Below are 25,087 nucleotides of genomic sequence, written 5' to 3' on the forward strand. Positions count from 1 at the left end.
GGGCCACGGTCAGCGCGGAGACCTGGGCGGCGTAGTAGTAGGGCTCGTCGTCCCAGGTCCAGTCGGGGCCGAGCCGGGTGCGGTCGTAGCGGGTGTCGTCGGCGATCAGGTTGCCGGCGACCACCCGTACGCCGTCGGCGGCGACCTGCGCGGCGAGCGCGTCGTAATCGGCGGCGAGCATGGTCGGGTCACCGCCACCGCGCAGGTAGAGGTTGCCGGAGAGCAGGCCGGCGCGGCGCTTGCCGCTGGTGCGCACGTCGGTGGTGAAGCGGTGCCCCGGGCCGAGCAGCTCCAGGGCCGCCGTCGAGGTCATCAGCTTGGTGTTGGAGGCCGGGACCAGCCGGCGGTCACCGTTGCGGTCGTAGAGTGTCTGTCCCGTGCCGGTGTCGACCACGACCACCGACGCCTGAGCGCCGGCGAGTCGGGTGTCGGCCAGGATCGTGTCGATGGTGGCGTGCAGCCGGGTCGTCGCGGGGGTGGGCGACTCGGCCGTGGCACCGGGCGCGCCGACGGTGGCCACGGTGGCGACCAGCGTGAGCAGCGCGAGGGCTCGGGGAAAGTGACGGCGATGCATGCGCTGATGCTGCCACGAAGGTAATCGCCGGAGAAGAGCAGCGCGCGAAAGTTACTGCCACGTGAGCTACGTCGGCCGGCCGACCGACTTCTCGTGCCCACCCCAGTAGTGCCGCTGCGCCCCCATCACCATTGGAGCGACCAGGGCGGCGAGCGCACCGCCGAGCAGCGGGAAGACGATGAACACCCAGAGCTGTCGCAGGGCCACACCGCCCTCGAAGACCGCCGGGCCGAACGCTCGGGCCGGGTTGACCGCGGCGCCGGTGAGCGTCACGCCCACGAGTTGGGTGGCGGCGAGGGCTAGCCCGATGGCCGCCCCGGCGGTCCCCGGATTTTCGCTTCGGCTGGTCACCACCAGGACGACCAGGACGAAGAGGAAGGTCAGCACGATCTCCAGCACCGCCGCGCCGCCCCGGTTGATGTGCGCGCCGTACCCGTTCGAGCCCAGTGCACCGGTCTGGTCTGCGACGTCGCCCCAGCGGGTCAGCCCCCAGAGCAGGAAGGCGGCCACCGTCGCGCCGACGAACTGCGCGATCCAGTACGCGATCGCACCGACCACCGAGATCTTGCCGGACAGCAGCACACCGAGCGTCACCGCCGGGTTGACGTGACTGCCGGAGAGTGGGCCGATCGTGTAGACGAGGGCGAGCATCACGAAGCCGAAGGCCAACGCGACCACCACCACGCCGCCCTGAACCCGCGCGGCCACCGCGCTGCCCACTCCGAAGAAGACCAGCAGCAGGGTGCCGAGAAACTCTGCCGCGTACCGACGGAAGTCGCTCATTCGCTCAGCGTAAGCGCAGGTCAGGTGGCAGTCGCCGGAATGGCGGTCTGTGATCGGCGCGACGGTCGAAAGCGGGCACAGCGGCGCCGGGCGCAGTGTTGTACACCGCGTGGACACCCACTCCGCGGACGTCGTGGTGATCGGCGCCGGTCAGGCCGGCCTGAGCGCCGGCTACCACCTGCGCCGGACCGGCTTCCCGCCCGGCAGCGGCTTCGTCATCCTCGACGGCGACGACGGGCCGGGCGGGGCCTGGCAGCACCGCTGGCCCACGCTGGTCTTCGACCGGGTGCACGGCTTCCACGACCTGCCCGGGCTGCCGCTCCCGCCCGCCGAGCCCAAGCGCCCGGCGGCCGAGCAGGTGAGCGCCTACTTCGCCGCGTACGAGAGGGCATTCGAGCTGCCGGTGCGACGGCCGGTGCGGGTACGTGCGGTGCGCTCCCGGCCGGACGGCCGGCTGGACGTGGAGACCGACCAGGACCGGTGGATCGCCCGGGCGCTGATCAACGCGACCGGCACGTGGACCCGGCCGTTCTGGCCGCACTACCCGGGTCGGTCGTCGTTTCGCGGCCGGCAGTTGCACACCGCCGACTACCGGGGCCCGACCGAGTTCGGCGGCCTGCGGGTCGTGGTCGTCGGTGGCGGGACCTCCGCCGTGCAACTGCTCGGCGAGGTGTCCACCGTCGCGGCGGCCACCACCTGGGTCACCCGCCGGCCGCCGGAGTTCCGCGACGAGGAGTTCGGCGCGGAGCTGGGCCGTGCCGCTGTCGCCCGGGTGGACGAGGCGGTCCGGGCCGGCCGCCCGCCGGGCAGCGTGGTGGGCGTGACCGGGCTGCCGGTCACCCCGGAGGTACGCCGGTTGCGTGAGCGGGGCGTCCTCGACCGGCTACCCGTGTTCGACCGGATCACACCCGACGGGGTGGCCTGGGCGGACGGCCGACACGTGTCGGCGGACGTGATCCTGTGGTGCACCGGCTTCCGCGCCGCCATCGACCATCTTGCCCCGCTGGGCCTGCGCGCGCCGGGCGGCGGTATCACGATGGACGGCACCCGGGTGGTCGCCGACGAGCGCGTTCACCTGGTCGGGTACGGCCCCTCGGCCAGCACGATCGGCGCCAACCGGGCCGGCCGCGCGGCGGTCAACGAGATTCGCGCCCTGCTGGCCCCGGCCCCCGCTCTCGACTGACCTGGCTCTATTTGACGGATCGCCGACCAGCGGGCACGGTGGAGGTGACGGGGCCGTCAGCTGCCCCGATCCGATGCGACGGCGATGACCGCTCGCCCCTCCTGTCGCCTCCCACGTGTGCTCGTACGCGGGCCGACTGTCCGGTCTGCCCGTCATCCGACCGCGAGCCGAGAATCCACGAGGAGTTCCGCTCATGCTCACCATGACCGATAACGCTGTGCTCGTCATCCGTGACCTCGCCAACCAGCAGGACGTCGCCCAGGACGGCGGGGTCCGCATCGCCGCCGACACCGAGGCGGGTTCGCTCACCGTGGAGTTGGTGCCCGAGCCGGCGCAGGGCGACCGTGTGGTCGACAACCAGGGTGCCCGGATCTTCCTGGACGAGGATGCCGCCGAGCTGCTCGGCGACGCGTCGGTGGACGCCACCGTCGACGACGAGGGCATCATCCAGTTCGGCTTCACCGAGAGGCAGTAACAGGGCTTCACCGAGGCGTTCGCCCCCGCTGCGGCGGACCCGGCCGGGGACGCCAGCTCGGCGCGATGTCGTCGTCCGGGCGGAGGGCGTCTTCGTCGGCTCCGGCATCTTCAAGGCCGGCAACCCGGCGCGACAGCGTCGCGAGCACGTACGCCAGGTGGTGGGAGGTGCTCCACGCCGCCCAGTTGGCGGCCGAGCCGGCGCCGGCGCCCCGACGGGCCCGGCGCAGCAGCTCGTGGTCGCCCCAGGAGAAGGCCGCGCCGGTGCTCGGCCAGTGCGGCGCGGACACCAGCGTGCGGCACAGGTCGGCGAACCGTTCCTCGCTGCGGCCACCTCGCCGCGCCCAGCGGTAGACCCACCAGCTGCCGTCGTCGGTGTATCGCACCGTCGGCAGCCGGTCACCGGGGTCGCCGGTGCCGGGCACGGCCGGGTGGACCCCGTAGTCGCCGTAGTCGACGCCGACGTCGGCCAGTCGTTGCCAGAGCTGCCAGTCCCAGCGGTCGAGCCGGATCGGCTCGTCGGTGGGTAGCCGGGACAACGTCGGTGGCATCCCGCCCGCCGCCACCGTCACGGACCGCCAGGCGTGCCGGCGCGCCCAGTCCAGCAGGCGACGCACCCGAGGCTCGGCTGACCGCACATCCGCCGGGCAGCACACGTCTCCCGCGTCCACCAGCAGGTCGCACTCCTCGGGGGCGAGGGCGGTGCACCGCCAGACCCGTTCCACGGCGGTCGTGCTCCCGTCCGGCCCGGCCCGGTCCTGACCGGCCCGCAGGCGGACCAGCGCCCGCCGGCCGTGCGTCCGCGCCGCCGCGCCGTGCGCGGCCAGCCGGTGGTCGCTCTCCGCGAGCCCGATCACCGGCATCAGCGGTACGTCCCAACGGCCCAGTTCTGTCGCAGGGGTGTCGGGCAGCGCGCTGACGTCGACGGCCGGCAGGAGTCCGGGCGGTAGCCGGCGGATAGTGTCCATGGTGGACCTGTCGATCGTGCCGATCTCCAGGATCGGGGCGACCAGTGCGGCGGCTGTGGAGTCGAGGTGGCTCAGAGCGTCCAGCTCGCCTCGTCGGCAGGCGAGAATGGGGCGGTAGACCGGTTCCGCCGCCCGGCTCCCGTGGGCGGGCACCATACTTCAATCTAGCCAGGCATGCGCATGTCTCACAGGCCGTGGAGTCGTAATTCGGCTGCTCCGCTGTCGGCTGCGCGACTACGATTTCCCGATGCCCACGCCAGCCCATCGTTACCGCTCCGACGACGAGGACAGCGCCCGGTGGGTCGGATTTCCCTTCCGCGACGGCGACATCGTGATCAGCACCCGCTCCAAGAGCGGCACGACCTGGATGCAGATGATCTGCGCGCTGCTGGTGCTGGGCACCCCGGAGCTGCCGGCGCCGCTGAACGTGCTGTCGCCGTGGCTGGACTGGTTGGCCGAGCCGCAGGACGCGGTGTACGACCGGTTGGCCGCGCAGCCGCACCGGCGGTTCATCAAGACGCACACCCCACTGGACGGGGTGCCACTCGACCCCCGGGTGCACTACGTGGTGGTGGCCCGGCATCCGCTGGACATGGCGGTCTCCCTCTACCACCAGGCCGGCAACCTCGACCGGTTCCGCCTCGCCGAGCTGACCGGCCAGCCCGCCCCTGCCGGGCCGCCGAGAAAGCGCCTCCCGGTGGAGCAGTGGTTGCCGAGCTGGGTCGACCGGGAGGTGGATCCGCGTACCGATCTGGACTCGTTGCCCGGGGTGATGCTGCACCTGCGTGACGCCTGGGCCCGTCGAGACGAGCCGAATGTCGAGTTGGTGCACTACGACGATCTGCTGGCCGATCTGGGTGGTGAGATGCGGCGGCTCGCCGACCGGTGGGGCATCCCGGTCGCCGCCGAGCGTTGGCCGGAGCTGGTCGAGGCGGCCACCTTCGGGCGGATGCGGGAGCGCGCCGACCGGCTCGCCCCGGACACGCTCGGCGTGCTGCGCGACCGCCGTGCCTTCTTCCGCCAGGGCGGCTCGGGCCAGGGGCGCGACCTGCTGGACGCGGCCGCGCGGGCCCGCTACCAGGAGCGGGTCTCGGCGCTGGCCCCACCCGACCTGCTCACCTGGCTGCACCGCTAGGGACGGTCCCCGGCCCCACCCGATCGTGGAGGCGGGGCGGCTCACAAGAGCGCGCGGCGCCGCTCGACCGTGGTCGAGCGTCGCCGCGCTCTGGCCGTCTCCCACCACCGCAGCCGTTCGGCGGTACGCCGGCGGGGACCTGGCTCGACCGGCTGTTCGTGCCGGTCCGCGTTGTCGATCCCCGGTCCGCCCGGATCCAAACCTGCCGACCGTGGGGAATTCCACCATTCGCGAGTCCCGGCGTGGCGCGCCGCAGAACGGGGTATGAGCGTGGGCATGGAACATTTCACGATCGCAACCGTCGCCGAGAAGAGCCCGGATTTCCGGCGGGTGCTGTGGACCGGTGAGCACACCCAGTTGGTCATCATGACCATCCCCGCCGGTGGGGAGATCGGCGAGGAGGTGCACGAGGACATCGACCAGATCCTGACGTTCGTCAGCGGCATCGGTGAGGCTCGCGTTGCCGGCGCCAAGCGGAAGGTCGTCGCGGGGGACCTGGTCGTCGTGCCGGCGGGCACCAAGCACAACTTCGTCAACACCGGCCCCAACCCGCTGGTGCTGTACACGGTCTACGGTCCGCCGGAGCACGCCGACCAGGCCGTACACAAGACCAAGGAGGAGGCCGACGCGGCCGAGGCGGCGGGCAAGGACGAGCCACCGACCGCCTGACCGGCTCGGCGGCGGCCTGATCCGGGCCGCCACGGGTAACCGCGGCGGGTGGAGCAGCAGCCGGCGATCTCCGACTACGGGTTCCTCTCGGACTCCCGCTCGGGTGCCCTGGTCGGCAAGGACGGCTCGATCGACTGGTGGTGCCCGCACCGCTTCGACGGAGCTTCCGTGTTCGGGCGGCTGCTCGACCCGCGCGCCGGGCACTTCAAGCTGGCGCCGGTCGGCGTCGGCGGCCCGGGGTTCCGGGTGGAACGCGCGTACCGGCCGGACACGTTGGTGCTGCGGACGGTGCACCACACGCCGCACGGCAGCGTGGCGGTCACCGATGCCCTGGCCGCCGAGATCGGCGCCCGCGCCCACGAGCTGGGCAGAAACTCACCAGCCGTGCTGATCCGGGTGGTGCAGGGGCTGTCCGGCCGCGTCCGGATGGGCCTGGACTTCGCGCCCCGCCCGGAGTACGGCCTGCTCACGCCGTACCTGCATGAGCAGCCCGACGGTGGGGTGCTGGCCCGCGCGGGCCCGGTGGTGCTGGTGTTGCGCGCCAACGGGCTGCAGCTGCGGGCGGGCCGCGACCGGGTGACCCACGAGTTCGAGGTGTCCGCCGGCCAGGTGGTCGGGATGGACGTGGCCTTCGGCGAGGCCTACGGCGATCCGCCGGTCCGGATGGACCCGGTGGCGATGCTCGCCGAGACCACGCGGGCGTGGGAGGCGTACCGGGAGACGCACGGGTACTCCGGTCGGTATCCCGAGCTGGTGCGGCGCAGCGCGACAGTGCTGACCGGCCTCACGTACGCCCGCAGTGGCGCGGTCGCCGCCGCGCTGACCACGTCGTTGCCGGAGCAGATCGGCGGCGACCGGAACTACGACTACCGCTACTCCTGGCTGCGGGACTTCTCGTTGACGATGCGCGCCCTCTGGGTGGCGGCCTGCCCCGACGAGGCGTCCCGGCTGTTCGCCTGGGCGACCCGCTCGATCGGCCGGATCGGCGACGAACCGGTGCCGGTGCTCTTCGGCGTGGAGGGCGAGCGCGACCTTTCCGAGCACCACTGTCACCACCTGGGCGGATACCGCGACAGCAGGCCGGTCCGCATCGGCAACGACGCCTGGCGGCAGCGACAGCTGGACGTGCCGGGGGAGGTCGTGTCGGCGGTGTGGCGGCTGCGCGACTATCTCGGCGCGACGTTCGAGGAGGAGTTGCGGGAGATGGTGCTCGGGCTGACCGAGCAGGTGGCGGCGACGTGGCACCTGCCGGACCAGGGCATCTGGGAGACCCGGGACGAGGAGCGGCACTACCTGTCGTCGAAGGTGTCCTGCTGGCTGACGATGGACCGGGCGGTGGGGCTCGCCGACCGACTCGGAGATCGGGCCGACCCTGGTCGTTGGGCCCGTGTGCGCGACGAGATCCACGACACCGTGCTGCGCGAGGGGTGGAACGACCGGATCGGGGCGTTCACCGGCGCGTTCGGGTCGGCGGAGTTGGACGCCTCGGTGCTCGCCCTGCCGGTGACGCACTTCCTGCCGGCCACCGACCCGCGGATGCGCTCGACCATCGCGATGGTCGAGCGGGAGTTGGGCACCGAGGAGGGCCTGCTGCGGCGGTGGACGACGGACCCGGCTGGGTTCCTGTTGTGCTCGTTCTGGCTGGTGGAGTGTCTGGTGATGGCAGGTGAGTCGAAGCGGGCCGAGGCGCTGTTCGAGCGGGTGGTCGGGTACGCCAACGACGTGGGCCTGTTCAGCGAGCAGATCGATCTGGCCACCGGTGCGCAGCTCGGCAACATCCCGCAGGCGCTCTCGCACATCGGGCTGATCAATGCGGCGTGGCGGTTGACCAAGCCGGACAGTTACTGATCATCCCGAAATCCTGCAACAGACCTGCAAACGCCAGGCATTGACGTCGATGCGTGCGCAGTCCTAGCCTCGAAGGAGCGGGAAAGCCCTTTCCCAGGGCCTTTGATCCCGCTTCACCCCGCTTCGGTCCGGGCAACCGACGGGGGCGCGCACCGATCCCAGGCAATGGCCGAACGCCGTGCCGACACGTCCCCGAGTGGGCGCCGAGGGATCGCCACCACATGCGTCAAGGAGGACAACTGTGCAGAAGAGACGACTCTCCGGCCGCCGACCACTACTCCTGGCGGTGGGCGCCGGCGTGACCGCGGCAGCCCTCACCGCCGGCATGACCTCGGCCTTCGCGGCCACCGTCTTCAGTGACGACTTCAACGACGGCAACACCTCCGGCTGGTCCAAGTCGGGCGGCACCTGGACGGTCGACGGCTCAGGCGTGCTCAACCAGTCCAACGCCGGCAGTGAACTGGCCCGGCAGTTCGCCGGCCAGACCAGTTGGACCGACTACTCCGTGCAGGCCCGGGTCAGGCCGGCGAGCTTCGGCTTCTCCAGCGCCCTGGTCGGGCTGGCCGCGCGGTCCACCAGCAGCACCAAGATGTACCGGCTGGCCCTGCTCGGCTCCGGTCGGGCCGAGCTCCAAGCGGTCAACGGCAGCAGCGTCACCGCGATCGGCTCGGCGGCGCTGGGCGTCGGCACCGGCACCTGGTACACCCTGCGCATCGAGACCAGCGGCAGCACCATCCGGGGCTTCGTCAACGGCACGCAGATCGCCTCCGGCAGCAACAGCCTTGCCGGCGCGGGCCGCATCGGCCTGGTCACCGCGTACGCCAGCGGCGGCTTCGACGACGTGACTGTCGACTCGTCCGGTGGCGGCACCCCGACCACGCCGCCACCGACCACCACGCCGCCACCGACCACCACTCCGCCGCCGGCTGGCTGGCCGACGCCGACCGGCAGCCAGAAGGTCGACGCCACGATCGCCGTCTCCGGCACGTTCGACGGCGGGCTCAAGCGCTACTACGGCATCGGCGATGGCGGGCAGAGCGAGAGCCAGGACCCGATGTTCGAGCTGGCCGCCGGCGCCACCCTCCGCAACGTGATCATCGGTGCGCCGGCCGGCGACGGCGTGCACTGCGAGGGCAACTGCACCCTGATCAACGTCTGGTGGGAGGACGTCGGCGAGGACGCGGCCACCTTCCGGGGCGGCACCACGTACACGGTCGACGGCGGCGGCGCCCGCTCGGCCAGCGACAAGGTCTTCCAGCACAACGGCTCGGGCACCGTCTACATCAAGAACTTCCGGGTGGAGAACGCCGGGAAGCTCTACCGGGCCTGCGGCAACTGCTCGACGTCGTACCAGCGGCACGTGGTGATCGACAACGTGATCGTCCGGGACACCGACGCGATCGCCGGCATCAACACCAACTGGGGTGACACCGCCCGGTTCAGCCGGATCACCATCATCGGCGACCCGGACCGGGAGACCTCCATCTGCGTCAAGTACAAGGGTGTGCCGAAGGGCAGCGAGCCGACCGAGATCGGCGAGGGCGCCGACGGCGTCAACTGCCTCTACTCACCCTCGGACATCACCTACCAGTAGATCGACACGTCGGCACCCCGCGGACCACCACGTCCGCGGGGTGCCCGCGCGTTCAACCCATCAGGGGTACGCCGGACACGTCGACGGTGTCCGGATACTTCAACCCGGCGCCGGTGTTGAGCACCACCACCCGTTCACCGGCCCGGATCCACCCACCGGCGCGCAGGTGCCGGGCCGCGGTCAGACAGGCCGCCCCCTCCGGGCAGAGCAGCAGCCCCTCCCGGGCGGCGAAGTCCCGAAGGTCGGCCAGGATCTCCGCGTCGTCGACGGCGACGGCCGTGCCGGAAGACTCCCGCAGCGCCGCCAGGATCAGCTCGTCACCCAACGGCGTCGGCACGGTGATGCCGAACGCCACAGTGTGCGCGTCCACCCACGGCTGCGCCCGATCCTCACCGGCGGCGAACGCCCGCACGATCGGCGCGCAGCCGGTCGACTGCACCGCCACCAGCCGGGGCAGCTTGTCGCCGATCCAGCCCAGCTCGCGCAGCTCGTGCAGCGCCTTGTGGATGCCGATCAGGCCGACACCGCCGCCCGTCGGGTAGATGATCACGTCCGGCGCCTGCCAGCCGAGCTGCTCGACGATCTCGTACCCCATCGTCTTCTTGCCCTCGAGCCGGTAGGGCTCGCGCAGCGTGCCGGCGTCGAAGATCGACCCGTTGGACGCGGCGATCAACTCGGCGACCCGCCGACCGGCGTCGCTGATCAGCCCGTCCACCAGGCGCAGGTCGGCGCCGGCGGCGACGCACTCGCGCCGGCAGATGCTCGGCGCGTCCAGCGGCATGACGATGGTCGCGCCCATTCCGGCCCGCGCGGCGTACGTGGCCCAGGCCGACCCGGCGTTGCCGTTGGTGGGCATCGCGATCCGCTCGACGCCCAGCTCACGGGCCCGGCTCACCCCGACCGCCGCCCCGCGCGCCTTGAACGAGCCGGTCGGGATCAACCCCTCGTCCTTGACCATCAGGTCCGTGATGCCGATCTCGGCGCCGTACGCCGGGGTGCGCAGCAGCGGCGTCCAGCCCTCGCCGAGCGTCGTGACGTGCCGCGGGTCGGCGACCGGCAGCAGCTCCCGGTAGCGCCACAGGTCGGCCGGGCGCAGCGGAAAACGTTCCGGGGTGACCGCCTTCGCCACCGCCGGCAGGTCATAGCGGGCGAGCAGCGGGGAACCGCACTCGCAGAGGTTCTGCAACACCTCGGCGGCGTGCTCCTTGCCGCAGCGCGGGCAGTCCAGGTGGGTCAGGTACACGTCGCTCCTCGCCGTCACACCGCGTCGACGCTCAGCCAGCGTCGACTGCGCCGCCCCGGCTCGTAGACCGAGTCCAGCCGCTTGGCGACCACGCCCGGCAGCTCCTGCTCCTGCCCGGCGCGCAGGGCCTCGTCGCCCGCGCCGGGGAACCACGGCGGAGTCTGCCAGTGCGCACCGGCCAGGGCCAGCCCATCGAGCAGCTCCCGGCGTTGCGCGTACGGCACGTCGACGCTGCTGACGCCCTCCAGCCAGAGCAGGTCGACGATCAGGTACTGCGCGCCTGCGGGAACCCGGCTGCCCGTGCTCTGGCGGACCGGACGCACCCGGCCGGCACCGTCGATGCGCACCAGCACACCATCGAGCACCGCCTCGGTGGGCGCGAGCGCCTCGGCCATCGCCCGCAGCCACGGATAGCCGCCGGTGATGTCCTCGTCGGTCTCGGAGAGCAACCGCAGCCGCCCGCCGGAGACGTACGCCATCGCCCGGACCCCGTCCCAGCGCAGCTCGTACCCCCAGGCGGCGCGGTCGCGGGGAAGCCTGGCGGCCGGCGTGGCGTGCATCGGGCGGACCAGGTCGGGCATCGGTGTCCAACCCGGCGGCGCCGCGTCGGTGCGTCGGACCATCCAGTCCCGGCCGCCGGTGGCGAACAGGACGTAGCGACCGGCGGTCCGCTCACCGGCGAGCGTCACGATCACCTCGTCGTCGCGCCACTTCTCGCACCGGTAGGTGCCCTGGTCGTGGATCAGCATCCGGCCCCCGCCGTACTCGCCAGCGGGGATCTCGCCGGAGAAGTCGAGGTATTCCATCGGGTGGTCCTCGGTGTGCACGGCGAGGTGGTTGCGGCCGGGGTCGCGGGGGAGGCCACGCGGTACCGCCCAGGAGGCCAGCACCCCCTCGTGCTCCAGGCGCAGGTCCCAGTGCAGGCTGCGGGCGTGGTGCTGCTGGATGACGAAGCGGCCGGCGTCGGTGTCGGTGCGGGCCGCCGTGGGGCTCTGCTCCGGCACCGGCTCCGGCGTACGGGCAGCGTCCCGTCGTCGCCGGTACTCCTCCAGCCGGTCGCTCACACCCGCATTCTCCGGTAAACCGGACCACCGCGCTGGATGCCGGAGTGTCCGGTTCGCTCGGCGGCCGGGGGCGCGGCGGGGTAGAACGGACCTCATGGACCACACCGACCAGCCCACCGCCCTGCTCCCCGGTGACGTGCGGATGCCCCTGCTCGGCTTCGGCACCTGGCAGGCCACCGGCCAGGCGGGTTACGACGCCGTGCTGGCCGCGCTCGACACCGGCTACCGGCACCTCGACACCGCCACCATGTACGGCAACGAGCGCGAGGTCGGCCGGGCGGTGCGCGAGAGCGGGCTGCGCCGGGAGGATGTCTTCATCACCACCAAGCTCCCGCCGGACCGGGTGGGCCGGGAGCGCGCGACGTTGGAGGCCAGCCTGGAGGCGCTCGGCGTCGACCAGGTGGACCTCTGGTTGATCCACTGGCCGCCGTCGTCGGCCGCGGACAGCATCCCGATGTGGCGGGAGATGCTCGCCGCCCGGGACGAGAACCTCGTCCGGGCGGTCGGGGTGAGCAACTACAGCACCGGGGAGATCGACGAGCTGATCCAGTCCACCGAGGAGAACCCGGCGGTCAACCAGATCCGGTGGAGCCCGTCGCTGTACGACCGGCAGCGGCACGCCGAGCACCGGGACCGGGGCGTGGTGCTGGAGGGCTACAGCCCGTTCAAGACCAGCGACCTGAGCGACCCGGTGCTGACCAGGATCGCCGCCGCGCACGGTGTCTCCCCGGCTCAGGTGGTGCTGCGCTGGCACATCGACCACGAGATCGTGGTGATCCCGAAGTCGGTGACCCCGGAGCGGATCACCGCGAACTTCGACGTCTTCCACTTTTCGCTGACGGCGGAGGAGATGCGCGACATCGACGCCCTCGGCGAGGTCTGAACCGGCGGTTTCCTTCACTCCGTGACTCGGCAATGAAGGGTATCGACATCGACGTACGTGACGGTATAGCGTCCCGTCATCACGATCGTCGATCCGTTCGTGTCCCCCTGTCGCTGGAGGATCGCCATGGCCCGCACACCGTCCATCCGTCTGCACCGCCGAGGGGTGCTCGGCATCCCCGCCCTGGTGGTCGCCGCACTGACAGTCGTCGCACGACCCGCCCCGGCCAGCGCCGCGCCGAAGGCCGAGTGCCTCGCCGACCTGCTCCAGGACGCCTGATGGCCACCATTCCCTGGCTCGTGGACGTGCTGCGCGGTGCCGGGGTCCAGGTCGTCGTCGAGGGCGACTGGCTCAACCGGATGCGGCCCGGTTCCTTCGACCCGATCGGGGTGCTCTGGCACCACACTGCCGCGACCTCCAGCGCCAGCAACCCGCACCCGGCGCTCGGCATCTGCATCAACGGCCGGTCGGATCTGGCCGGCCCGCTCTGCCAAGCGCTCGTCGACTACAACGGTGTCTTCCACGTCATCTCCGCCGGCCGCTGCAACCACGCCGGGACCAGCGGCGGCAGCGGGCCGATCCCGGCCGGGGACGGCAACACCCTGATGATCGGGTGGGAGATCGACTACAACGGCGTCAACCAGGAGATGACCGCCGCGCAGTACAACGCGTCGATCGCGGCCACCGCCGCCGTGCTCACCCGGCTGGGCCGGGACAGCAGCTACGCCCGGGGGCACCGGGAGACCAGCACCAGCGGCAAGATCGACCCGTCCTTCATCGACCTGAACGTCATGCGCGCCGACGTGGCGGCGAAGATGTCGGGCGGCGGGAACCCCCCGGCGTGGTCCTCCATCGTGGACAACACCACCTCCGGTCGGTTCACCGCCAGCGCCAACTGGGGTGTGTCGACGTACTCCGGGCAGCGGTACGGCGCCGACTACCGCTACGCGGAACCCGTCGCGGCCAGCGACGTCGCCTGGTACAGGTTCAACGTCCCGGCGACGGCCAACTACCGCGTCGATGCGTGGTGGCCGGCGACCTCCGGCTACAACGGTGCCACCCCGTACGTCGTCGCCACCACCACCGGCAACCGGACGATCATCGTCGACCAGCGGGCCACCGGTGGCCAGTGGCGGTCCCTCGGCACGTTCACGCTGCCGGCCGGCGACGCCAACCGGGTGGGCGTGAGCCGGTGGAGCAGCGCGACGGGCCTCATCGTCGCCGACGCCGTACGCCTCACCCGGGTCTGACCGGCTCCTGGCTTGATCGACTCGGCTTCGGTGAAGTCGGGGTGTCCCCGTCGTGAGGATGCCCCGACTTCCCGGAACCGGGGTCGATCGAGCGCGGCTGATGCGGAGGCTTCAGCGCGGAAAGGGAATGTCCTCCGATCGCCTGAGAACGTGCGGTAGCTCCTCCTGGCCACGATGATGATCGTTGATGGGTCTCGGCCCCAGCACTCCTTCTCGTTCTCTCGGGAAGCGGCGGATATGCCGGGATGCCCGGCGCTCGACCTGCGGTGGCTGCGGGCATCCTGGCAGGTCGGGATGGCTGGCACCGTCGGTTGTCAATCTGTTGGAGCGGTCGATTCGACGCGTATCCGATTGGCGCCAGGCTGCTTTTCGCCGCCGCAGTCGCCGGGTTCGACGGTGCGTCGAACAGCGCCCCCCGAGTGTCGAACGAGCTGCGCTGTGGGTGGCATTTCTGCTGTCCGGGCGGCAATTTTCAGCGCCCGAATTCCCGCGATATTGCGCTTGACCAGGGTTCGCTGGACCGCTCCCGGCGCATCCGCTTTGAGCAGGGAAGACTCCGCTCCGTGATCGTCGCCGACGAAATATGGCGATTGTCGGTTTCCTCCTCACTGTTTGTGACGCTACTTGTGCGTAGAGCGGGCTTGTACCTACAGTCCCGATCGATATCTGAAAACACACGGGGGAGGGTTCGTGGCAGGTCGAAAGACTGCCACCGTTCGTTCATGCCTTGCGGCAGGTGTTGCCGTGCTGACGGCGGTCGCATTGGCTGGCATATCGGGCGAACCGGCGGAGTATCTCGCCGCCGGACCTGATGGCGTAACGGGTGGCGTAGAAAACAGGTCCGACGAGGCGATGTCCGTACGGACAGCCCGCAAGACCGGCAAACCGGTGCAGGTCAAGAGCCTCACCTCCGAGACCACCGAGGTGTTCGCCCTGCCCGACGGGCAGTTCCGGGCGGAGCTGTCCCTCGGGCCGACCCGGGTCCGCCGTGACGGCGGCTGGGTCCCGGTCGATCTGACCCTTCACCGCGCCGCCGACGGCACGGTCCGTCCCGCGGCGCATCCCTACGACCTGTCGATCTCCGGCCCGCAACCGGACGGCACCCACGAGCTGGCAGCCGTGGGCAAGGGCGACGACCGGGTGGCCGTCACCTGGGCTGGAGCGTTGCCGGAGCCGCAACTGCGCGAGGACCGGGCGACCTATGTGAACGCCCTGCCCGACGTCGACCTCGTCGTACGGGCGAGCCGGAACGGCCTCGAAACCCTGTTCGTGGTCAAGAGCCCCGCTGCCCTGAGCCGGGTCGCGACGCTGACGCTGCCGCTGACCGGCCGCAACGTCGCGGAGACCCAGCGCGGCGTGGGCGGCGACACCACCATCAGGGACGCGACGGGTCGCGCCATTGCGACGACCCCGGCCCTGATGATGTGGGACGCGCGGGTCGACGCCCAGGGTGCACCCGTCAACAAGGTGCCGGTCACCTCCACCGTGGCGAAGGTCGCCAAGACCGCCGCGGGAAGTGGCATCGCACTGACCCTCACGCCGGACCAGAAGTGGCTCAAGGCGCCGGAGCGGCAGTACCCGATCACCATCGACCCGCAGATCAACCCGCTCTCCACCACCTTCGACACCTTCGTGCAGGCCAACGAGAGCGTCGACCGTGGCGGCGAGGCAGATCTACGGCTCGGCAAGCTGGGCCCGACCGGCCCGATCACCCGGACGTTCGCCCGCTGGGACACCACCGCCCTGGTCGGCAAGCAGATCAACACGGCGACCATCTCGCTGTGGAACTGGTGGTCCGTGCAGTGCGCCGGGCGGTCCTGGGAACTCTGGACCACAGGCTCGATCTCCGACGGCATCGTGTGGAGCAACCAACCGGCCTGGAACTACCAGGAGAAGGTGACCACGGCGTCGGCCGGCTTCGACAGCAGCTGTGACGACAACTGGGTCGGCGTGGCTGCCACCAGCTTCTTCCAGCGGGCGGCCAACGCGGGCGACACCCGCGCGGACATGGGCCTGCGGGCGACCGACGAGACCGACTCGACGTCGTTCAAGCAGTTCCGGTCCCGCAACTACTCCGGCACCTCCGAAGTGCCGAAGGCAAGCGTCACCTACAACTCGTACCCGACGGTGACCGCGAGGGCGACCGTGCCGGCCACCAGCTGCGTCACCGGCTCCGCCCGCCCCACTGTCAACACGGTGACGCCGCAGCTCAAGGCCACCGTCTCCGACGCGGATGCGACCGCCATGACGGTCGCCTTCGAGTGGTGGGCGATGAACGCCGACACGCCGCTCGGGTCGGCTGTCCTTAGCGGAGTCGGCAACGGGGCCACCGCCGCGACCACAGTCCCGGCCGGCGCCTTCGTCGACGGTGGCATCTACCGCTGGCGGGTCAAGGCATCTGACGGCGTGACCGGCAGCGACAGTTGGTCCTCGTTCTGCGAGATGCAGGTCTACACCACTGTTGCACCGGTGGCCGGCTGCACCAACGGCACGGAGAGTGACTTCAACGGCGACGGCGTCGCCGATGTCGCGATCGCCGACCCCGAGGCCACGGTGAACAGCCAGATCCGCGCCGGGCAGGTGCACGTCAGCTATGGCGGCGGCTCCACTGTGCAGACCCTGCAGGAGGGCGTCGACAAGGTGCCCGGAGCGCCCGAGCCGGGTGACCGCTTCGGCACCTCGATCTCCTCGTACGACGCCAACAACGACGGCTGCACCGACCTCGCGGTGGGTGTCCCGTATCAGGATGTCAACGGCCTGCAGGACGCCGGCGTCGTGCTCGTCCTGCTCGGCTCACCGGCGGGACTGGCCAAGGGCCCGAACTCCCTGACCTACCACCAGGACGTCACCAACGTGCCGGACGCCGCCGAAGCCTTCGACTGGTTCGGCTACGCGGTCGCCGGCAGCCAGACAGCCAGTGGCCAGCCGTACCTGGTCATCGGTGCGCCCGGCGAAGCACTCGCCAACCCCGTCACCGGCATCGTCCACTACCTCCGGGGCAACGTGAACGTGGCGCTCAGCCAGGGCGCCGGCCTTCCCGGAGCAGCCGAGATCGATGACCGCACCGGGTACGCGGTGGCCGCATCCAAGTACCACTGGGGCGTCAGCTCGCCGGGTGAGGCGATCGGCACCGAGGTGTTCGCCGGCGCGGTGAACGTCTTCAGCCACACGCTGACCAGTGGGCTGCCCACGCTCGCCGCCGAACTCAACCAGGACAAGACGACGGGGTCGGGCAAAGCCGAGGCCAACGACAACTTCGGTAAGTCGATCGCCATCGCGCCCTATCGACCGGTCGGTTCAGCGCAGGGCACCCCGGATTCGCTTGTGGCTGTCGGCGCGCCGGGTGAGGACGACGAGATCCGTCGGCCAGACGTAGCGCATGCGGACGTCGGCCAGGCAGAGGTCTACCACGTCACCGCCGCCAACACCTCTGAGCGGGTCGAGTTGATCACGTCCGAACCACTGACACCAACCCAGCTGAGCCCCGGCGACTACCTGGGCGAGAAGGTCCTGGTGGTCAACACGAACCCGGCGGTCGAGAGCACCAGTTCGACGATGTTCCTCGCGGTCGGCATTCCCGGCAGGGACGGTTCCGCCCCAACCGAGGACGGGTCCGTCGTCACACGTGACTCCGGTCAGGTATGGGTTCTGCCCGCGGTGGACAGCTGGCCCCACGAGCCGGTGAGAATCGCGCGAAACGGGGTGAGCCCGCCGGGCTACCCGAGGCCGGCCGAGATCATCGGCACCTCGCTCGGGGCCACCTCGAAGCGGCTCCTGGTGGCGACCCCGTACGGCACCGACGCCGTCTACGGCTTCACATGGTCGAACCTGGCCGGCGGGTCGGCAACGCCCACCGAGACCTGGCAGCCCGGCGTGAACGGCTTCCCGGCCAACGTGAGCACGTTCGGGGCGGCGGTCAACTGATGAAGAACATGAATTGGCGCAGTTCAACGGGGGAGGACCTGACGGTGATCCGTCGTACCAGAAAGCGGGGTCGGCTCTTCACGCTCGGCCTCACAGTGGGCCTCGCCGGCCTGCTGGCCGGCACCGCCTACGTGGCCGCTCCCGAGCCGGCCCCGCCGACCGCGCCGGTGGCCGCCGTCGAGACCGATCCGGTCCGGGACACCGAAGCCGAGGCGCTCGTCGCGGCGGTGGACCTCAATCAGCCCGTCGAGGTGCTCGCCCAGCGCGGCGAATACCGGGACGTCTTCGCCCAGCCGGACGGCACGCTCATCGCCAACGAGTACAACCAGGCGGTGCGGGTTCTTCGGGGTGGCACCTGGGTGCCGGCCAACGCGGCGCTCGTCGCACAGGCGGACGGGACGATCACGCCGACCGCGGCGCTGCTCGACATGCGGTTGTCCGGCGGAGGCACCACGCCCCTCATGGTGGTCCAGCGCGACTTCCGGGTCATGACGCTCACCTGGCCCCACGCACTGCCCACCCCGACCATCTCCGGTGACCAAGCCACCTACCCCGAGGTATTTCCCGACGTCGACCTGGTCGCCAACGTCACGGTCGAGGGCTTCTCGCACGTGCTGGTGCTGAAGACCCCCGAGGCCGCAAATCTGCCTGAGCTGAGGGATCTCCGGCTGGGGGTGACTGGCGAAGGGCTCGACATCGAGGAGACCGAGGAAGGTGGCGTGGTCGCGCTCGACCCCGCGACCGGCAACCCGGTGTTCGAGGCCGACGCTCCGACCATGTGGGACAGCGGCAACCAGGAGGGCGGCGGTGAGGCCCAGCAGAGGACCGCTGCGGCCGAGCCCACGGACCCGAACGACGCTTCGGCCCGGGGGCCGGGCGAGGACTCGCGGGTGGGACAGGTCGGCCTCAAATACACCCAGGGAACGCTGAACCTCACGCCGGACGCGGCGATGCTCGCCAACCCGGACACCACCTACCCGGTGTACGTGGACCCGGTGTGGCAAGCCAGCACCAACAGCGCCTGGGCGATGGTCGACAGCGGGTATCCGTCCGAGGAGTATTGGAAGTTCGACACCAAGCGACACGAGCGGATCGGACTCTGCCCGAGCTCCTGCAACAACTCCAAGGTCAAGCGCATCTTCTACCAGTTGGCCACGCCGTATGCCGGCAAGACCATCCTGGAAGCCAAGTTCCGGGTGACCCTGCAGCACGTCTACAACACCACCGCCCGCGCGGCGGCGCTCTATCTGATGCCTTCTGGCATCAAGTCCACGACGAACTGGGGCAACCAGCCCGGCGGGTCGGGGTGGTCGGGTGCCACGCACCTGGCCAACAACTCACCGACCAAGGTGCAGTCGAGTTGCACCTCGACGAACCAGAACACCGAATGGGAAGCCAAGGCGGCGGTCCAGACGGCGGTGAGCAAGGGTTGGAGCAGTGTCACTCTCGGCCTCCGTTCGGTGAGCGAGAGCGACTCCACCCACACCAAGCGGTTCTGCGACAACGGTGTGCTCTCCGTCCGATACAACCGAGCGCCTGTGATCGCGAACCAGTCCGAGTTGACGATGTCGCCCGGTGGAGGCTGCGTGTACGGGTCGACCGCGCCCTACACGGACGTCCCGCCGCGGCTCAACGCGATCCTGCGTGACCCGGACCACTCGTCCGCGCACACCGAGCAGGTGAAGGCCGAGTTCAAGGTCACCTGGACGCCGGCGGGTGGAAGTTTGCAGACCCGCAGTTACACCACCCCGTTGAAGGCCAGTGGCTCCCTGTTCAGCTACTACGTCCCGACCGACATCGCGCAGAACGTGCCGATCTCCTGGGAAGTGCGGGCGAGCGACGGGGTGAGTTGGGGGCCCTGGAGTTCCGACGGGGCTCGCGAGGTCTGCCAGTTCTACTACGACATCACCAGCCCGAGCGCCCCGGACGTGGACTCGCCGGAGTATCTACCCGATGATGCGGCGGATACCACTGCCAACTGTCTCGACGACGACCAGTGGCGGGGCTCCATCGGCGTCCAGGGCAGCTTCACCTTCGACTCGGCTGCCACCGACGTCGTGGAGTACGTGTACAACTTCAACGACAGCGCCACCGTGTCGGTCAAGCCGGCGACGAGCGGTGGCCCGGTGACGATCAAGTGGACGCCCGACAAGGAGGGGCCGCGCCAGCTCTTCGTCAAGGCGATTGACGTGGCGAAACGATCCAGCACCATCGCCACCTGCACCTTCCGGGTGGGTAAGCGTCCGCCGGTCGCACAGTGGCCACTGTCGGACATCGCGACTGCGAAGTCGGCGAGCGACCAACTCGGCTCGCACGACGCCAAGATCGGTAGCGGTGTCAAGTTCGGCATCGCAGGGTCGCTTGGCCCGTGGGACACGGCCGCCACCTTCGACGGCACGTCCAACGCGTATCTCGTCACCGAGAACTCGGTGGTGGGCACCACGCGGAGCTTCTCCATCACCGGCTGGTTCCGGGTGGACGACCCCAGCCGCCGTCAGGTGGCGGTCAGTCAGGACGCCACCGGTGAGCCGGGCTTCAGCCTGGGTGTCGATCAGGGCAACTGGTTCTTCCGGATGCCGACGAACGATGTCATCAACCTGGGTGAATGGAGGGTGAACGCGGGGCCGGCAACCACCGACTGGACCTTCGTCACGGCTGTCTTCGACGGCCCGAACAACAAGATCTCCCTGCAGGTCGGTTCCGGCGCTCCGGTGTTCAAGGATCGACGTTCGCTGGTCGAGGCCCGTGGTGCCCTCCAGTTCGGCCGCCACACCTACAAGGGCGGCGGATACTCGGACTTCTGGAAGGGCGCGATGGCGGATGTCTCCGTCTTCGACCGCCCGGTCGTCAGCGAGGACACGGCCGGCTTGGAGAAGCACAAGCTGGACCGTAAGGGCTACTGGCAGCTGAGCACCGAGACCTCGGGATTGAGCCCGAACTACGATGCCGGTGGTGAGGCGCTGCGACTGGGGAAGCCGAGCACTCTCATTCGGACCACCAACCCGTTCACATCCTTCATGGGCGCCGGGTACCTGCAGTTCACCGGCAAGGCCGGTGAGTACGCCGAGACGGTCACCCCGGTCGTCGACGCGGCGGGAAGTTTCACCATCTCCGCTCGGGTTCGGTTCACCAGTGGATCGCAGGGCCATCCGATGACGGCAATCTCCATCAAGGACACAGCCAACAACAGCGTCGTCGTCCTTCGGGGCAACACTGAGGGGCGTTGGGAGATGGCCGCTGCCGGCACTACCCAGCCGGCCCGATTCGACAACTCCCCGTCAATATCTCCCAACAGCGACCACATCGCGCTGGTCTACAACGGATACAGCCGTGAGCTGCTGTTCTACCTCAACGGCAAGGTTGTTGGACTCCAGTTGGACAAGCCGTTGCCCGCACTCCGCAACGTGCAGTTCGGCCGCACCTTCGATGGTGGCGTCGAGACGGAAAACCTGTCCGGGGCGATCGACGACATCCGCATCTACAACGGCACGGCAGACAAGGTCAAGATCGATCGGCTCAGCCTCACCTTCGAGCAGCCCAACCTCTGACACCACCAGCGTCGGGGCCGTCCTGTCCAGGGCGGCCCCGATGCCTCATGCCTTTGTCCAACCAACCCTGGGGAGGGTGGATGTTCTCCCGACTTCTGGGCACGTCCGGGGCGTTGCAGCGCCGGATAGTGCGGCCAGTGTCCTGGGCGATGACCATCGTGATGGGCGCGAGCGTCATCCAGGTCGTCAACGCCCCTGCGTCGGCTGCCGCCGAACGCAAACGTCCGACGGCGACCGACGTCGGCAAGACCGTTCCGAACCGTGCGCCGCTTGGCGTGAAGCCCCGTAAGGCCAACCCGGGCGCGGCCCCGGCCACCACCACTCCCGCCACGGTCACCTGGCCGGCGGCGGGAGCTACCGAAATCGCGGTACCCGTTCCGCCGACCGGCGCGCAGGAGCAGGCGGGCGCGCGTACCACCGCTCCGTCACCGGCCCGGGTGCCGGCCGCGACCGGCAAGGCCGGCGGCCTCGCGGTGTCGGTGTCGGCCGCTGCCAGCCCAGCGCGCAAGGCGGGCGCTCCGCAGGCTTCCGTTCCGAGCAAGGTGCGCGTCGAGGTGCTCGACCGCGCTGCCTCCGAGCGGGCCAGGGTCGACGGCCCGCTGGTCCGCGTGAATCGTGCCGACGGCCAGCAAGGTGCTGGCGACGTCCAACTGGGCGTCGACTACGGCGGCCTGGCCGGCGCTTTCGGCGGCGACTTCGGTTCGCGGCTGAAGCTGGTGAAGCTGCCGGAATGTGCGTTGACCACCCCGGGTAAGGCCGGCTGTGCGCCCGAGCCGGTGCCGACCGTCAACGACGGCGAGTCCCGCACGCTCTTCGCCACGGTCAGCGCGGCCGCGACGGGTTCGACCTTCGCGCTGGCCGCGGCCGAATCCTCCTCGCAGGGCGACTACGGGGCGACGAAGCTCGCGCCGTCGTCGAAGTGGTCGGTGGCGCCGTCCACCGGCGGGTTCTCCTGGAGCTACCCGATGCGGACGCCCCCGGTTCCGGGTGGCGGCGCTCCGGGCATCACCCTCGCGTACTCCTCGCAGTCGATCGACGGCCGTACCGCCACGACCAACAACCAGGGCTCCTGGTTGGGTGAGGGCTTCAACTACGAGCCGGGGCACATCGAGCGCCGCTACAAGTCCTGTGCCGAGGACGGGCACGACCAGTACGCCGACCAGTGCTGGGCGTACGACAACGCCACCATCCTGCTCAACGGCAAGTCCACCGAGCTGGTCAAGAGCGGCAGCACCTGGAAGTTCGCCACCGATGACGGCTCGAAGGTGGAGCGGTTCACCGGCGCCGACAACGGCGACAACGACGGTGAGCACTGGAAGGTCACCACGACCGACGGCACGGAGTATTTCTTCGGCCTGAACAAGCTTCCGGGCTGGACCACCAACAAGGAGGTCACCGGGTCGACGTGGACGCTGCCGGTCTTCGGTGACGACGCCAACGAGCCGTGCAACAAGTCCACCTTCACGGCCTCGTACTGCGACCAGGCGTGGCGGTGGAGCCTCGACTACGTCAAGGACCGCTACGGCAACGTCAGCTCGTACTTCTACGCGCCCGAGACGAACTACTACGCCCGGGCCAAGAACACCGATGCCAACGGTGTGCCCTACCACCGCGGCGGCTACCTCAAGCGGATCGACTACGGGCAGCGGCACGACGCCGTCTACACCACCAACGCTCCGGCGCGGGTGCGGTTCGACGTCAAGGAGCGGTGCCTGGCAACCGGATCCATCGACTGCGACCCGCAGGACCTGAACACGACCACCGCGCCGTACTGGCCGGACGTTCCCTTCGACCGCAACTGCAACAAAGACACCAAGTGCAAGCTGGACCAGATCACCCCCACGTTCTGGACCCGGGCCCGGTTGACCGACATCACCACCGAGATCCGTCAGGGCAGCGGGTGGGAGCCGGTCGACACCTGGAAGCTCGACCACCAACTCCTCGACAACGGTGACGGCTCCCGCACCCTCTGGCTGCACAAGATCACCCACACCGGTCTGTACGGCACCGACATCGCCATGCCGTCGGTGGAACTGGGCAACCTCCAGCTGTCGAACCGGGTCGACCGGGACGACGACAACATTGGTCCGCTGGTCCGGCCTCGCCTCGCCACCGTCTGGACGGACACCGGCGGCCAGATCGACGTCAACTACGCGACCCCGGACTGCACCAAGAGCACGCTGCCGACCGAGGGCAACAGCACCAAACGGTGCTACCCGGTCAAGTGGAACCCATACGGCAGCGGCGACCCCATCACGGACTGGTTCTTCAAGTACGTGGTTGCCGCTGTCGTCGAGACCGACCGGACCGGTGGCGCGCCGGACATGGTCACCAGGTACGACTACCAGGACGGCGCTGCCTGGCGGAAGTCCGAGCCCGACGGGATCTCCGATCCGAAGGACCTCACCTGGAGTGAGTGGCGGGGCTACGGCAAGGTCGTCGTCACCGTTGGCAACGGTCAGACCCAGACCACCAAGACCGAGTACCGCTACCTGCGTGGCATGCACGGCGACAAGATGCCGAACAGTACCGATACCCGGGACATCCGGGTGAAGGACTCCGCCGGCGTCGAGCACATCGACTACGACGAGTTCTCCGGTCACCAGTTGGAGAGCACCGTCTATGACGGCGCGGCGGTGGTCAGCCGCAGCATCGCCACGCCGTGGCGGCACAACACCGCCACCGAGTCGCACAGCTGGGGCGCCAAGAAGGCCTGGTTCACCAACACCTCGGTGACCCAGAACTTCGTCGCGCTCGCCGCCGGAGGCTGGCGCCAGACCAAGAACATCTCGTCGTTCGAGACGGACTTCGGTCGGGTCACCAAGACCGAGAACCTCGGCGACGTCGATGTCACTGGTGACGAGGCGTGCAACACCACCACCTACGCGGACAACCCCAGCGCCCACCTGTACAGCCTGGTGGCACGGACCGAGTCGTTGTCGGTGGCGTGCGCCACCTCGCCGGTGGACCGGAAGACCCAGGTCATCTCGGACACCCGCACCCTCTACGACGGCAAGGCCTTCGGGGTGGCGCCGACGCTGGGCAACCCAACGGCGTCGGAGCGACTGGCCAGCCACAACGGCACCACGGCCACCTACATCACCGCCGCGTCGGGGACCTTCGACTCGTACGGTCGGCCGCTCACCGCGACCGACGCGATGGGGAAGACGACCACCACCGAGTACACCGAGACGAACGGCCTCACCACCAAGGTAGTCGAGACCAACCCGCTCGGCCACGTCACAACCACCGAGTACGCCACTGCCTGGGGCAGCCCGGTCAAGCAGACTGACCCGAACAACCAGGTCAGCCAGCTGGAGTACGACTCGTTGGGCCGATTGACCAAGGTATGGATGCCCGACCGTACCGGTGCGACGGGCCTGAGCCCGAGCATCAAGTACAGCTACCTGATCCGCACCGACAAGCCGGTCGCGGTGAAGACGGAGAAGCGGCAGAACGACGGCTCGTACAGCGTCGAGTACAAGCTGCACGACGGTCTGTTGCGCCCACGTCAGGTGCAGACCGAGGGGCCGAACGACACCCGGATGATCGCGGACACCTTCTACACGGGGACCGGCAATCTCGACAAGACGTACGCGACCTACAACGCGGCCGGTGCCCCGACGGACGCCATCTTCCCCGCCCGCAACGGCGAGGTCGACGGTCAGACGCTCTACGTCTACGACGGCGCCGACCGGGTCAAGGCGGAGATCTTCGCGGTAGCGGGCAACGAGAAGTGGCGCACCAGCACCACGTACGGCGGCGACCGCGTCTCCGTCGATCCGCCGGAGGGTGGCACCCCCACCACGACGATCTCCAACGCGATCGGGCAGACGACGCAGCTGCTGCAGTACAAGGGCGCTGAGCCGTCGGGCGCTTCCGACAAGACGTCCTACACCTACAACCGCTCCGGCCAGCTCGCGACGGTCACCGACCCCGCCGGCAAC

General features: G+C 69.8%; 16 protein-coding genes and 1 pseudogene. 12 read left to right on the forward strand and 5 right to left on the reverse strand.

Going from position 1 to position 25,087, the window contains the following annotated elements:
- Window positions 1-574, reverse strand: a 574-nt coding sequence (gene dacB / locus KBX34_RS29945) for a D-alanyl-D-alanine carboxypeptidase/D-alanyl-D-alanine-endopeptidase (RefSeq protein WP_210928333.1), incomplete at its 3' end; no start/stop codon positions are given.
- Between the two features lie 66 nt (window positions 575-640).
- Window positions 641-1,357: an MIP/aquaporin family protein gene (locus KBX34_RS29950; RefSeq protein WP_088946413.1), complete on the reverse strand. Its 717-nt coding sequence runs from the start codon at window positions 1,355-1,357 to the stop codon at window positions 641-643.
- Window positions 1,358-1,466: 109 nt separating this feature from the next.
- Between KBX34_RS29950 and KBX34_RS34135 the strand changes: the two genes are divergently transcribed.
- On the forward strand, window positions 1,467-2,540 hold the full coding sequence (locus tag KBX34_RS34135; RefSeq protein WP_210928335.1) for an NAD(P)-binding domain-containing protein: 1,074 nt from the start codon (window positions 1,467-1,469) through the stop codon (window positions 2,538-2,540).
- Between the two features lie 193 nt (window positions 2,541-2,733).
- Entirely contained in the window at window positions 2,734-3,015 is a 282-nt protein-coding gene (locus KBX34_RS29960) for an adhesin (protein WP_088946415.1), read from the forward strand.
- A 7-nt stretch (window positions 3,016-3,022) separates the two neighbouring features.
- Here KBX34_RS29960 and KBX34_RS29965 read toward each other — a convergent pair whose 3' ends face one another.
- Complete coding sequence (locus tag KBX34_RS29965; RefSeq protein ID WP_210928337.1) at window positions 3,023-4,138, reverse strand: beta family protein; 1,116 nt, start codon at window positions 4,136-4,138, stop codon at window positions 3,023-3,025.
- A 91-nt stretch (window positions 4,139-4,229) separates the two neighbouring features.
- Here KBX34_RS29965 and KBX34_RS29970 point away from each other — a divergent pair, with 91 nt between their 5' ends.
- The 4 genes from KBX34_RS29970 to KBX34_RS29985 all read left to right on the forward strand — a co-directional run bounded on the left by KBX34_RS29970 (window position 4,230) and on the right by KBX34_RS29985 (window position 9,228).
- On the forward strand, window positions 4,230-5,117 hold the full coding sequence (locus KBX34_RS29970) for a sulfotransferase domain-containing protein (RefSeq protein ID WP_210928339.1): 888 nt from the start codon (window positions 4,230-4,232) through the stop codon (window positions 5,115-5,117).
- A 276-nt stretch (window positions 5,118-5,393) separates the two neighbouring features.
- Window positions 5,394-5,786: a cupin domain-containing protein gene (locus KBX34_RS29975; protein WP_088946417.1), complete on the forward strand. Its 393-nt coding sequence runs from the start codon at window positions 5,394-5,396 to the stop codon at window positions 5,784-5,786.
- A gap of 48 nt (window positions 5,787-5,834) precedes the next feature.
- Window positions 5,835-7,634: a glycoside hydrolase family 15 protein gene (locus tag KBX34_RS29980; protein ID WP_210928341.1), complete on the forward strand. Its 1,800-nt coding sequence runs from the start codon at window positions 5,835-5,837 to the stop codon at window positions 7,632-7,634.
- A gap of 241 nt (window positions 7,635-7,875) precedes the next feature.
- Complete coding sequence (locus tag KBX34_RS29985) at window positions 7,876-9,228, forward strand: pectate lyase (RefSeq protein WP_210928349.1); 1,353 nt, start codon at window positions 7,876-7,878, stop codon at window positions 9,226-9,228.
- A 52-nt stretch (window positions 9,229-9,280) separates the two neighbouring features.
- Here KBX34_RS29985 and KBX34_RS29990 read toward each other — a convergent pair whose 3' ends face one another.
- Window positions 9,281-10,471: a threonine synthase gene (locus tag KBX34_RS29990; protein ID WP_141908061.1), complete on the reverse strand. Its 1,191-nt coding sequence runs from the start codon at window positions 10,469-10,471 to the stop codon at window positions 9,281-9,283.
- Window positions 10,472-10,485: 14 nt separating this feature from the next.
- The gene (locus tag KBX34_RS29995) at window positions 10,486-11,535 is read right to left on the reverse strand and encodes a DNA polymerase ligase N-terminal domain-containing protein (protein ID WP_210928350.1); all 1,050 of its coding nucleotides are present in this window, start codon (window positions 11,533-11,535) and stop codon (window positions 10,486-10,488) included.
- Between the two features lie 94 nt (window positions 11,536-11,629).
- Here KBX34_RS29995 and KBX34_RS30000 point away from each other — a divergent pair, with 94 nt between their 5' ends.
- From KBX34_RS30000 to KBX34_RS30025, 6 genes and pseudogenes are all read left to right on the forward strand, one after another.
- Complete coding sequence (locus KBX34_RS30000; protein WP_210928352.1) at window positions 11,630-12,418, forward strand: aldo/keto reductase; 789 nt, start codon at window positions 11,630-11,632, stop codon at window positions 12,416-12,418.
- Between the two features lie 126 nt (window positions 12,419-12,544).
- Entirely contained in the window at window positions 12,545-12,697 is a 153-nt protein-coding gene (locus KBX34_RS30005; RefSeq protein WP_172861953.1) for a hypothetical protein, read from the forward strand.
- Window positions 12,697-13,668: an N-acetylmuramoyl-L-alanine amidase gene (locus KBX34_RS30010; RefSeq protein ID WP_210794566.1), complete on the forward strand. Its 972-nt coding sequence runs from the start codon at window positions 12,697-12,699 to the stop codon at window positions 13,666-13,668. The genes KBX34_RS30005 and KBX34_RS30010 overlap by 1 nt, the downstream gene beginning before the upstream one ends.
- 852 nt (window positions 13,669-14,520) lie before the next feature.
- Window positions 14,521-17,592 carry an integrin alpha gene (locus tag KBX34_RS30015; RefSeq protein WP_210928354.1) on the forward strand — a complete coding sequence of 1,024 codons (3,072 nt, stop codon included), beginning with the start codon at window positions 14,521-14,523 and terminating at the stop codon, window positions 17,590-17,592.
- Between the two features lie 44 nt (window positions 17,593-17,636).
- A complete protein-coding gene (locus KBX34_RS30020; RefSeq protein ID WP_307871523.1) occupies window positions 17,637-21,140 on the forward strand; it encodes a LamG-like jellyroll fold domain-containing protein in 3,504 nt (1,167 codons plus the stop codon).
- Between the two features lie 80 nt (window positions 21,141-21,220).
- Window positions 21,221-25,087, forward strand: a pseudogene (locus KBX34_RS30025) (hypothetical protein); the annotation flags it as partial.

Origin of the sequence: Micromonospora sp. M61, from assembly GCF_018070245.1 — a bacterium.
GTDB classification, from domain to species: Bacteria; Actinomycetota; Actinomycetes; order Mycobacteriales; family Micromonosporaceae; genus Micromonospora; species Micromonospora zamorensis.

What these genes read in the sequence shown, in the direction of transcription:
- KBX34_RS29950 (WP_088946413.1), bottom strand. Translation starts at nt 1,357, where the DNA reads ATGAGCGACTTCCGTCGGTACGCGGCAGAGTTTCTCGGCACCCTGCTG.
- KBX34_RS29960 (WP_088946415.1), top strand. Translation starts at nt 2,734, where the DNA reads ATGCTCACCATGACCGATAACGCTGTGCTCGTCATCCGTGACCTCGCC.
- KBX34_RS29965 (WP_210928337.1), bottom strand. Translation starts at nt 4,138, where the DNA reads ATGGTGCCCGCCCACGGGAGCCGGGCGGCGGAACCGGTCTACCGCCCC.
- KBX34_RS29970 (WP_210928339.1), top strand. Translation starts at nt 4,230, where the DNA reads ATGCCCACGCCAGCCCATCGTTACCGCTCCGACGACGAGGACAGCGCC.
- KBX34_RS29975 (WP_088946417.1), top strand. Translation starts at nt 5,394, where the DNA reads ATGGAACATTTCACGATCGCAACCGTCGCCGAGAAGAGCCCGGATTTC.
- KBX34_RS30000 (WP_210928352.1), top strand. Translation starts at nt 11,630, where the DNA reads ATGGACCACACCGACCAGCCCACCGCCCTGCTCCCCGGTGACGTGCGG.
- KBX34_RS30005 (WP_172861953.1), top strand. Translation starts at nt 12,545, where the DNA reads ATGGCCCGCACACCGTCCATCCGTCTGCACCGCCGAGGGGTGCTCGGC.
- KBX34_RS30010 (WP_210794566.1), top strand. Translation starts at nt 12,697, where the DNA reads ATGGCCACCATTCCCTGGCTCGTGGACGTGCTGCGCGGTGCCGGGGTC.
- KBX34_RS30015 (WP_210928354.1), top strand. Translation starts at nt 14,521, where the DNA reads ATGTCCGTACGGACAGCCCGCAAGACCGGCAAACCGGTGCAGGTCAAG.